8 protein-coding genes are annotated in these 8,547 nt (G+C 72.8%); 4 read left to right on the plus strand and 4 right to left on the minus strand.

The window, feature by feature from the left end; genetic code table 11:
* Positions 1-11: 11 nt before the first annotated feature.
* A complete protein-coding gene (gene lipB / locus ABD241_RS05390; protein ID WP_344059184.1) occupies positions 12-671 on the minus strand; it encodes a lipoyl(octanoyl) transferase LipB in 660 nt (219 codons plus the stop codon).
* 36 nt (positions 672-707) lie between these two features.
* Here lipB and ABD241_RS05395 point away from each other — a divergent pair, with 36 nt between their 5' ends.
* Positions 708-1,775, plus strand: coding sequence for a Gfo/Idh/MocA family protein (locus tag ABD241_RS05395; RefSeq protein ID WP_344059186.1), 1,068 nt, complete (start codon positions 708-710; stop codon positions 1,773-1,775).
* Positions 1,776-1,887: 112 nt separating this feature from the next.
* Entirely contained in the window at positions 1,888-3,426 is a 1,539-nt protein-coding gene (locus ABD241_RS05400) for a serine/threonine-protein kinase (RefSeq protein ID WP_344059188.1), read from the plus strand.
* Here the strand turns inward: ABD241_RS05400 and ABD241_RS05405 are convergent.
* The 3 genes from ABD241_RS05405 to lpdA are packed head-to-tail and all read right to left on the minus strand — an operon-like array spanning position 3,404 to position 7,630.
* Positions 3,404-4,312, minus strand: a complete 909-nt coding sequence (locus tag ABD241_RS05405) for a TIGR01777 family oxidoreductase (RefSeq protein WP_344059190.1) — start codon at positions 4,310-4,312, stop codon at positions 3,404-3,406. The two genes, ABD241_RS05400 and ABD241_RS05405, sit on opposite strands and share 23 nt — an antisense overlap.
* Positions 4,313-4,347: 35 nt before the next feature.
* Positions 4,348-6,219 carry a 2-oxoglutarate dehydrogenase, E2 component, dihydrolipoamide succinyltransferase gene (sucB, locus tag ABD241_RS05410; RefSeq protein ID WP_344059193.1) on the minus strand — a complete coding sequence of 624 codons (1,872 nt, stop codon included), beginning with the start codon at positions 6,217-6,219 and terminating at the stop codon, positions 4,348-4,350.
* Between the two features lie 31 nt (positions 6,220-6,250).
* Positions 6,251-7,630 carry a dihydrolipoyl dehydrogenase gene (gene lpdA / locus ABD241_RS05415; RefSeq protein WP_344059195.1) on the minus strand — a complete coding sequence of 460 codons (1,380 nt, stop codon included), beginning with the start codon at positions 7,628-7,630 and terminating at the stop codon, positions 6,251-6,253.
* A 201-nt stretch (positions 7,631-7,831) separates the two neighbouring features.
* Between lpdA and ABD241_RS05420 the strand changes: the two genes are divergently transcribed.
* Together ABD241_RS05420 and ABD241_RS05425 are read left to right on the plus strand one after the other, a co-directional pair.
* Positions 7,832-8,179 (plus strand): hypothetical protein, encoded by a 348-nt coding sequence (locus tag ABD241_RS05420; RefSeq protein ID WP_344059197.1) that lies wholly within the window; start codon positions 7,832-7,834, stop codon positions 8,177-8,179.
* Positions 8,180-8,327: 148 nt separating this feature from the next.
* Positions 8,328-8,516, plus strand: coding sequence for a DUF5302 family protein (locus ABD241_RS05425; RefSeq protein WP_142186897.1), 189 nt, complete (start codon positions 8,328-8,330; stop codon positions 8,514-8,516).
* Positions 8,517-8,547: the final 31 nt, after the last annotated feature.

Genomic DNA, 8,547 nt, shown 5'->3' on the forward strand with positions numbered 1-8,547 from the left:
AGCGGCCGACGTCAGGTGAGGACGCGCTGGTTGGGTCGCAGGGTCGGCAGGATGTCGGCGAGGTGCTTCTCGACGTGGGGAAGCACCTCGGTGACAGGCACGTCGCGGCCCAGCTCGAACGACAGCGACGTCACGCCCGCGCCCACGATGCCGCAGGGGATGATGACGTCGCCCCAGGACAGGTCGGGGTTGCAGTTGAACGCGAAGCCGTGCATCGCGACCTGGCGGCTCACGCGGATCCCGATCGCGCCGATCTTGCGGCGGGGGCCCCGGTCGTCCTCGGCGATCCACGTGCCGCTCTCTCCGGGGACGCGGCCGGCCTCGACGCCGAAGTCGGCGCACACCCGGATCATCATCTCCTCGATGTGCCGGACGTAGCCGACCACGTCGATCGGGGCCGGGAGACGGACGATGGGGTAGCCGGTGATCTGCCCCGGGCCGTGCCACGTGATCTTGCCGCCGCGGTCGACGTCGATGACCGGGGTGCCGTCCTTGGGCCGCTCCTGCGGCTCGGTGCGCTTGCCGGCCGTGTAGACGGCTCGGTGCTCGAGGAGGTAGACGGTGTCGGGCTCCTCGCCGGCGACCACCCTCGCGTGCGTCTCGCGCTGGATCTGCCAGGCCTGCTCGTAGTCGACGAAGTCCGGGTCGAGGCCGAGGTGGACGAAGCGCATGCGAGCAGCCTACGCCGGGCGGCATACGATGCCGGAATGCCTGCCACGGAACCGTCCCCAGCCCCTCACCTGCGTGTCGGACTCGTCGGGTACGGCTCGGCCGGACGCGGCATCCACGCCCCGCTCCTGGTCCGCGCCGGGCTCACCGTCGCTGCCGTGTCGACGTCGAACGCCACGCGAGCCGACGAGGTACGCGCCGACCTCCCGGGCACCGAGGTGGTGCCCGACCTCGAGACGCTGCTCGCGGTCGACGGCCTCGACCTCGTCGTGCTGGCGTCGCCGAGCGGCGTCCACGCGGAGCAGGCCGAGCACGTCATCGCCGCAGGGCTCCCGGTCGTCGTCGACAAGCCCCTCGGCGTCGACGCCAGCCAGGCGCTCGCCGTCGTCGACCTCGCGGCCCACCACGGCGTCCCGCTGACGGTCTTAAACAACCGCCGCTTCGACCCCGAGCTGGCGGCGCTGCGCGTCGTCCGCGACGAGGGGCTCGTGGGTGACATCTGGCGTGCCGAATACCGTTGGGACCGTTGGCGACCCGTGCCCAAGCAGCGCTGGCGCGAGCAGGTGCCGGCCGAGGAGGGCGGTGGCCTGCTGCTCGACCTGCAGACGCACCTCGTCGACCAGGCGGTGCTGCTGCACGGCGAGATCGAGTCCGTCTACGCGGAGGTCGATGCCCGGACCACCGTGGCCGAGGACGACACCTTCCTCGCCTGCCGTCACACCTCCGGCGTCGTCAGCCACGTCATGGCCAGCTCGGTCAACGGCGCCCCGGGGCCCCGCGCGCGCGTGAACGGCTCGGCCGGCTCGTTCGTGATCGGGCGCCAGTTCGACGACGTGAGCGCCTTCCGCGAGTTCGAGAACGAGAGGGACGCCGTCGGCTGGGTCGTGCGCGGTGACGAGCGAGTCCCGGGTCCCGTGGTCACCGATGCCGACCAGGCGAACTTCTACCGTGCCGTCGCGGCGGCGGTGACGTCCTCGGACCCGCAGGCGACGATGCCCGTCGACCCGCGCGATGCGGTCCACGTCCTCGCCGTCCTCGACGCCGCACGGATCAGCGCGCGCGACGGACGCACCGTCGACGTCGTGACACCCGGGCAGACGCCCTGACGCAGTGAGCACCTGACGCAGTGAGCACCTGACGCCGGACGCCGGGACGCCTGCGTCCGCGGTCTGTGGATGACGCGCACGCGTCATCGGTGGCCCCTGCTTGCATGAACGGGTGAGCAGCAACGAGGTGGGTGAGAGCGACCGGCCGCAGGTCCCAGGACACCGCGTCGATGCCGTCATCGGCGCCGGGGCCTCGGCCGTGGTGTGGTCGGGGACGGACCCGACGGGGCGCCGGGTCGCCATCAAGGTGCCGCGCCGGGGCCGTCAGGCGGGGTACGCCCAGCAGTCGCTCGCCGAGCAGCAGGTCCTGCTGGCCGTGCAGCACGACCACCTCGTCCCACTGCGTTCCGTCGTGCCGCTCCGTGACGGGCGAGAGGCGCTCGTCTTCGACCTCGTCACGGGCGCGGCGCTCGGCGGGATGGTCCGCAGCCGTGGCCATCTGCGCGCCGGCGAGGTGGTCACCGTGCTGACGCCGATCTGCGAGGCCGTGGCACACCTGCACGCGGCCGGCGGGGTGCACTCCGACATCTCGCCGTCCAACGTCATGGTGACGCCCGAGGGTCGGCCCGTGCTGCTCGACCTCGGCGCCGTCCGGATCGCCGGTGCCGTCCCGGGTGCCGTACACGGGACGGACGGTTTCGTGGCTCCGGAGGTCCGCCTGGGGTCCCCGGCCGGCGACGCGAGTGACGTGTACGCGTTGGGCGCGGTCGCGTGGTTCTGCCTGACCGGCAACGGGGCTCCCGACACGATGATGCGACTCGACCCCGAGACGGTCGTCAGCCACGTCGGACCCGAGCTGGCTCCGGTGGTCGCAGCCGCCATCGACCCGGAGCCCGAGCGCCGGCCGAGCGCGGCAGGACTCGCCCGTCTGTTCTACGACGCCGCCACGCCCGAACCGGTGGAAGTCGTCGTCGACGTCGACCCTGCTGCCGCCCTGACCCGCCGCCTGCGTGCCCAGGCCGACGACGGGCCGCCCAGCCCACCTGGCCCCCGGAGCGCACGCCGCTGGTCGGGCCGGCTGGTGTGGCCCCGGTGGGCGTCCCTGCCCCGGTCACTGCGGTGGCCGCGTCCCGCCGCCGTGTCGGCCCTCGTGGTCGTGCCACTGCTCGCGGCGGCTGGCTGGGCGTTCGCCGGGCAGCAGCCCGGATCATCGACCGGGCGATCGGTGACGACGGCCTCCGCGCCGCCCAGCTCGCCCGTGGCAGCCGCGGCAACCACGGCCAGTGCCGCGCCCGATGCCCTCCTGCGGGACCCTGCCAGCCCGTCGAGCCGTCCCGAGGACGTGCTCCAGGCCCTGAGCGACCGACGCGCCACCGTCCTCGGCGCGCGCGACGCACGGGCGCTCGGAGCCGTCCACGCCCCCGGCTCGCCGAGCCTGGTGAGCGACCAGCAGCTCGTCGGCGCGCTCGTGAAGGCCGACACCCGGTGGGAGGGGCTGCATCTCGAGGTCGCCGAGGCTCGGTTCGTCTCCGGCTCACCCACGAGGGCAGTGCTGCGCGCGCGGGTCGACTGGACGGCATACGTCGTCGTCGTGGGCGGGCGGACGAGGACGGGCAAGCCGGCCGACAAGGGGCGCGAGCTCGACTTCACGCTCGAGCGCGGCAGTCAGGGCTGGCGGATCAGCGACATCAGCGCTGCACCAGCCACCTGACGGCGCTGTCGAGGTCGTAGTGCTCGAAGGTGAACCCCGAGGCCAGCAGGGCGGCGGGCTCGACGCGCTGGCTGGCGGTGATGTAGTCGGCGAACTCGCCGACCACGGCGCGCAGGGCGAACCGCGGCGCCGGCACAAGGGCCGGACGCGACAGGGCCCGTCCGATCGCAGCCGCGATCTCGCGCTGCCGGGCCGCCCCGGGGGACGCGAGGTTGACCGCCCCGACCAGGTCGGGGCGGTCGATGAGGTGGGTGAGGGCGCGCACCTCGTCGACGAGGGTGATCCACGGCCACCACTCACGTCCCGAACCCATCGGGCCGCCGAGGCCCAGGCGGCCGAGCCGCACCACCTGCTCGAAGGCGCCGCCGTCGGGCGACATGACCAGTCCCGTGCGGGTGAACGCCACGGGTATGCCGGCGTCGACCGCAGGGGATGCGGCCGCCTCCCAGCGCACGACCACCCCGGAGAGGAAGTCCCGACCCGGCTCACTCGTCTCTGTCAGGCGCTCCTCGCCCCGGTCTCCGTAGTAGCCGACGGCGGAGGCATTGACGAGGCGCACGGCCTCGCCGGTGCGGTCCCGGTGCGCGACGAGCGCCTGCGCGACGGTGCCGGTGGCGTCGGTGCGGGAGCGCTCGACCTCACGCTTGTGCTCGGCGTTCCACCGGCGGTCTCCGATGCCGACGCCCGCCAGGTTGACCATGGCGTCCACACCGTCGAGCGCACCCGGCTCGAGGGTGCCGTGGGAGGGGTCCCACTGCACCTCTCCGGGCCCGGACGGGCGACGCCGCACCAGGCGTACGACCTCGTCGCCGCGTTCCGCGAGGTGACGACGAAGCGCGCCGCCGATCAGGCCGGAGGACCCGGTGATGGCGACGCGCTTCGTCATGTGCTTCTCCTCGTGACGTCCCGGTGTTGGCAGGCTCAGGCCTCGAACTGGCCCTCTTCGAGACGGGCCTTCATCGTCGCGAGGAAGCGGGCGGCGTCCGCCCCGTCGACGATGCGGTGGTCGTAGGAGAGCGCGAGGTACATCATCGAGCGGATCGCGATGGTCTCGCCGCCGTCGGCGTCGGTGACCACGACAGGGCGCTTGACGATCGCGCCGGTGCCAAGGATCGCCACCTGCGGCTGGTTGATGATCGGCGTGTCGAACAGCGCGCCGCGGCTGCCGGTGTTGGTGATGGTGAAGGTGCCGCCGGCCAGGTCGTCGGGCGTGATCTTGTTGCTGCGCGTGCGGGCCGCCACGTCGGCGATCGCACGGGCGAGGCCCGCGATGTTGAGGTCGCCGGCGTTCTTGACGACCGGGACGATGAGGCCCTTCTCGGTGTCGACGGCGATCGAGAGGTTCTCGGTGCCGTGGTAGACGACCTCGTCGCCCTCGATGCTCGCGTTGACCATCGGGTGCGCCTTGAGCGCCTCGGTCGCGGCGAGGGCGAGGAACGGCAGGAAGCTCAGCTTGGTGCCCTCGCGAGCCTCGAACTCGTCCTTCACGCGGGCGCGCAGCCGGGCCACCTTGGTGAGGTCGACCTCGACGACGGTGGTCAGCTGCGCCGAGACCTGCAGCGACTCGACCATGCGGGCGGCGATGACCTTGCGCAGTCGGCTCATCTTCTCGCGGGTGCCGCGCTTCGGCGAGACGGTGCCGGAGGCCGCCGGCGTGCTCGCGGCAGGAGCGGCGGGCGCAGCAGCAGGGGCCGGCTGCTCGGCGGCGGGCGCCGGGGCCTTGGCGGCCTCGGCGGCGTCGAGCACGTCCTGCTTGCGGATGCGGCCGCCGACACCGGTGCCGGTGATGGAGCCGAGGTCGACGCCGTGCTGCGCGGCGAGCTTGCGCACGAGCGGGGTCACGTAGGCGGCGGCGTCGTCACGCGACGGCGTCGGGGCCGGTGCTGCGGCCGGCGCCTCGGGCGCCTCGGGGGACTGCTGGGCCGGCGGGCGCTCGGCGTCGGCCGGCTTGCCGGCCGGAGCGGGAGCGGACTCCTGTGCCTGGGGAGCCTGCGCGGGCGTCTCGGCGGCCTGGGACGCGGCAGCCGGCGCGGGCGTGTCCGGGCGGGCGGGCTCGGGAGCCTGCTGCGGCTCCGGCTCGGGTGCCTGCTCGGGCTCGGGCTCAGCTGCCGGGGCGGGCGCCTCGGCGGCAGCAGGCGCGCCGCCACCGATGACGGCGAGGTCGGCGCCGACCGGGACGGTGTCGTCCTCCTGCACCAGGATCTTCGTCAGCGTGCCGGCGACGGGCGAGGGGATCTCGGTGTCGACCTTGTCGGTGGAGACCTCGAGGAGTGGCTCGTCGACGGCGACCTCGTCGCCCTCGGCCTTGAGCCAGCGCGTGACGGTGCCCTCGGTGACGGACTCGCCCAGCGCGGGCATGGTCACCGTCTGGCCCTCACCGCCCTCGGACGACGACGCGCCCGCCTGCGGCTGCTGGGCCTGTGCGGCCTCGGGCTCGCTCGTGGCGGGCTGGGGCTCCTGGTCGACGCTCGGCGCCTCGGGGGCCGGTGCGGCCTCATCCTGGGCTGCCGGGGCGGCCTCGGCCGCGGGGGCGTCGCCACCACCGGCAGGAGCAGCGCCGTCGCCGATGACGGCGAGGTCGGCGCCGACGGGGACGGTGTCGTCCTCCTGCGCGAGGATCTCCTGCAGGGTGCCAGCGACGGGGGAGGGGATCTCCGTGTCGACCTTGTCGGTCGAGACCTCGAGCAGCGGCTCGTCGACCTCGATGCGGTCACCGACGTTCTTCAGCCAGCGGGTGACGGTCCCCTCGGTGACTGACTCACCCAGGGCCGGCATGGTCACGCGTTCTGACATGACGTGTTCTCTCCTCTTCCCAGTTTCTGGCTCAAGCGTGTGCGTGCAGGGGCTTACCCGCCAAGGCCAAGTGTGCCTCGCCGAGCGCTTCGTTCTGCGTGGGGTGTGCGTGGACGAGACCGGAGACGTCCTCGGGGTGCGCCTCCCAGTTGACGATGAGCTGCGCCTCGCCGATCTGCTCGCCCATCCGGGCCCCGATCATGTGGACGCCGACCACCGGCCCGTCGACCTGGCGCACGAGCTTGACGAAGCCCTGCGTGCCGAGGATCTGCGACTTGCCGTTGCCGCCGAGGTTGTACTCGTGGGTGGCGACGTCGCCGTACTGCTCGCGCGCCTGCGCCTCGGTCAGACCGACGCTCGCGATCTCGGGGTCGCAGTAGGTGACGCGCGGGATCCCGCTCTCCTCGATGGGCGCCGGCGCGAGGCCCGCGATCTCCTCGGCGACGAAGATGCCCTGGGCGAACCCGCGGTGGGCCAGCTGCAGGCCCGGCACGATGTCGCCGACCGCGTAGACGCCCGGGGCGCTGGTGCGCAGCCGCTCGTCGGTGGGGACGAAGCCGCGGTCGACGGTGATCCCGGCGGCCTCGTAGCCGAGTCCGTCGGTGACCGGGCCGCGGCCGACCGCCACGAGGAGCAGGTCGGCCTCGATGGTCTCGCCGGACTCGAGGGAGACCGAGACGACGTCGCCCTGCTGGGTGGCGCCGGCGAACCGCACGCCGGTCTTGAAGGCGATCTTGCGCTTGCGGAACGAGCGCTCGAGCTGCTTGCTGATGGCCTCGTCCTCGGCCGCCACGAGACGCGGCAGCGCCTCGATGATCGTGACCTCCGAGCCGAAGCTCTTGAAGACGGAGGCGAACTCGACGCCGATGACGCCGCCGCCGAGGACGACGACGCGCGCCGGGACGTGGTCGATGGCCAGGGCCTGCTCGCTCGTCATGATGCGGCCGCCGATCTCGAGCCCGGGCAGCGACTTGGCGTAGCTGCCCGTGGCGAGCACGACGTTGCGGCCGGTGACGCGACGGTCGCCGACGACGACCGTGTGCGGGCCGTCGAGGACGCCGGCGCCCTCGACGTAGTCGATCTTCGCGGCCTTGACCAGGCCCTGCAGGCCCTTGTACAGGCGGCTGATGACTCCGTCTTTGTACGCGTTGACGCCCGACATGTCGACCGACTCGAACGTGGTCTTGACGCCGAAGGACGCGCCCTCGCGGGCGACGTCGGCCACCTCCGCTGCGTGGAGCAGCGCCTTGGTCGGGATGCAGCCCTGGTGCAGGCACGTGCCGCCGAGGCGACCCTTCTCGACGAGCGCGACGGACAGGCCCAGCTCTGCCGCCCGCAGGGCGCAGGCGTAGCCGCCGGACCCTCCACCGAGAATGACGACGTCGTAGTCGCCTGCGGCATCAGCCGGCATGTGCATGTGCTCCTTCGGGTGAGTCGCGTGCTGCCGCGGTCGAACCCGCACAGTGCCGTGGCAGGGGCGGGCATGGGGACGACCGTGGAGGTCTGGGGTGCAGGAGCATCTTGTCATTGATCGAGAAGGACGTCACAGGCAGGTCACGGCTGCCGGCGTGCTCCGGCCGCCTGCACGCCTCCACGCCGTTACAGTGCGGCCATGGGCTGGTTCTCACGGCGCGGCGGCCGCAGCGGCGCGAGACGCGCCGGCCGCTCCGACGGGCCGAAGATGGAGATCGACCGCAAGGCGGTCGAGCAGCACCTGCGCTCGTTCGTCGACTCGCGGCTCGGGGTCGAGGCCTACGTCGAGCCGGCCACCAGCGTCACGACGACGACCATCGTGCTCATCGCCTGGGACGGGGAGTGGACGCGCCGCGCCGTCGGCTCTGCAAAGGAGGGCTTCGAGATCAGCCAGAAGCTCGGCATCCCTGTCTACGACGTCAACCAGACCGGCTACCCCAACCGGATGCGGGAGTGGAGCAGACGGCGCCGCCAGGGTGACGCCTGAGGAGCCCGGGCCGGCCACCCGGCGCTCCGGCTCGACAGGACGTCGGGGGCAATCGAGTGGACCCGGCGCACGTTCGCTGACAGGGTCGACAATGACGACGAAGACCAACGAGGGCCGGAGACGGCGCGACAGCACAGGAGGTTCCGACATGGCGAAGCAGGATGGTGCGCCGAGCGGCCCGAGCGAGGAGATGAAGGCCAAGTTCCGGGCGGCGCTCGACAAGAAGCACGCGCACGGGGGCAAGGACGTCACCGACGACCACGAGCGGACCAAGGTGCACGGCGCCCACGGCCCGGCCAAGGCGCAGCAGATGTTCCGGCGCAAGTCAGGCGGCTGAGCCGCTCCGTGTACGCCGAGAGGCCACGTTC

The sequence above is a fragment of the Terrabacter lapilli genome, from assembly GCF_039531305.1.
Classification (GTDB): domain Bacteria; phylum Actinomycetota; class Actinomycetes; order Actinomycetales; family Dermatophilaceae; genus Terrabacter; species Terrabacter lapilli.

What these genes read in the sequence shown, in the direction of transcription:
- ABD241_RS05405 (WP_344059190.1), bottom strand. Translation starts at nt 4,312, where the DNA reads ATGACGAAGCGCGTCGCCATCACCGGGTCCTCCGGCCTGATCGGCGGC.
- ABD241_RS05395 (WP_344059186.1), top strand. Translation starts at nt 708, where the DNA reads ATGCCTGCCACGGAACCGTCCCCAGCCCCTCACCTGCGTGTCGGACTC.
- lipB (WP_344059184.1), bottom strand. Translation starts at nt 671, where the DNA reads ATGCGCTTCGTCCACCTCGGCCTCGACCCGGACTTCGTCGACTACGAG.
- ABD241_RS05420 (WP_344059197.1), top strand. Translation starts at nt 7,832, where the DNA reads ATGGGCTGGTTCTCACGGCGCGGCGGCCGCAGCGGCGCGAGACGCGCC.
- lpdA (WP_344059195.1), bottom strand. Translation starts at nt 7,630, where the DNA reads ATGCCGGCTGATGCCGCAGGCGACTACGACGTCGTCATTCTCGGTGGA.
- sucB (WP_344059193.1), bottom strand. Translation starts at nt 6,219, where the DNA reads ATGTCAGAACGCGTGACCATGCCGGCCCTGGGTGAGTCAGTCACCGAG.
- ABD241_RS05425 (WP_142186897.1), top strand. Translation starts at nt 8,328, where the DNA reads ATGGCGAAGCAGGATGGTGCGCCGAGCGGCCCGAGCGAGGAGATGAAG.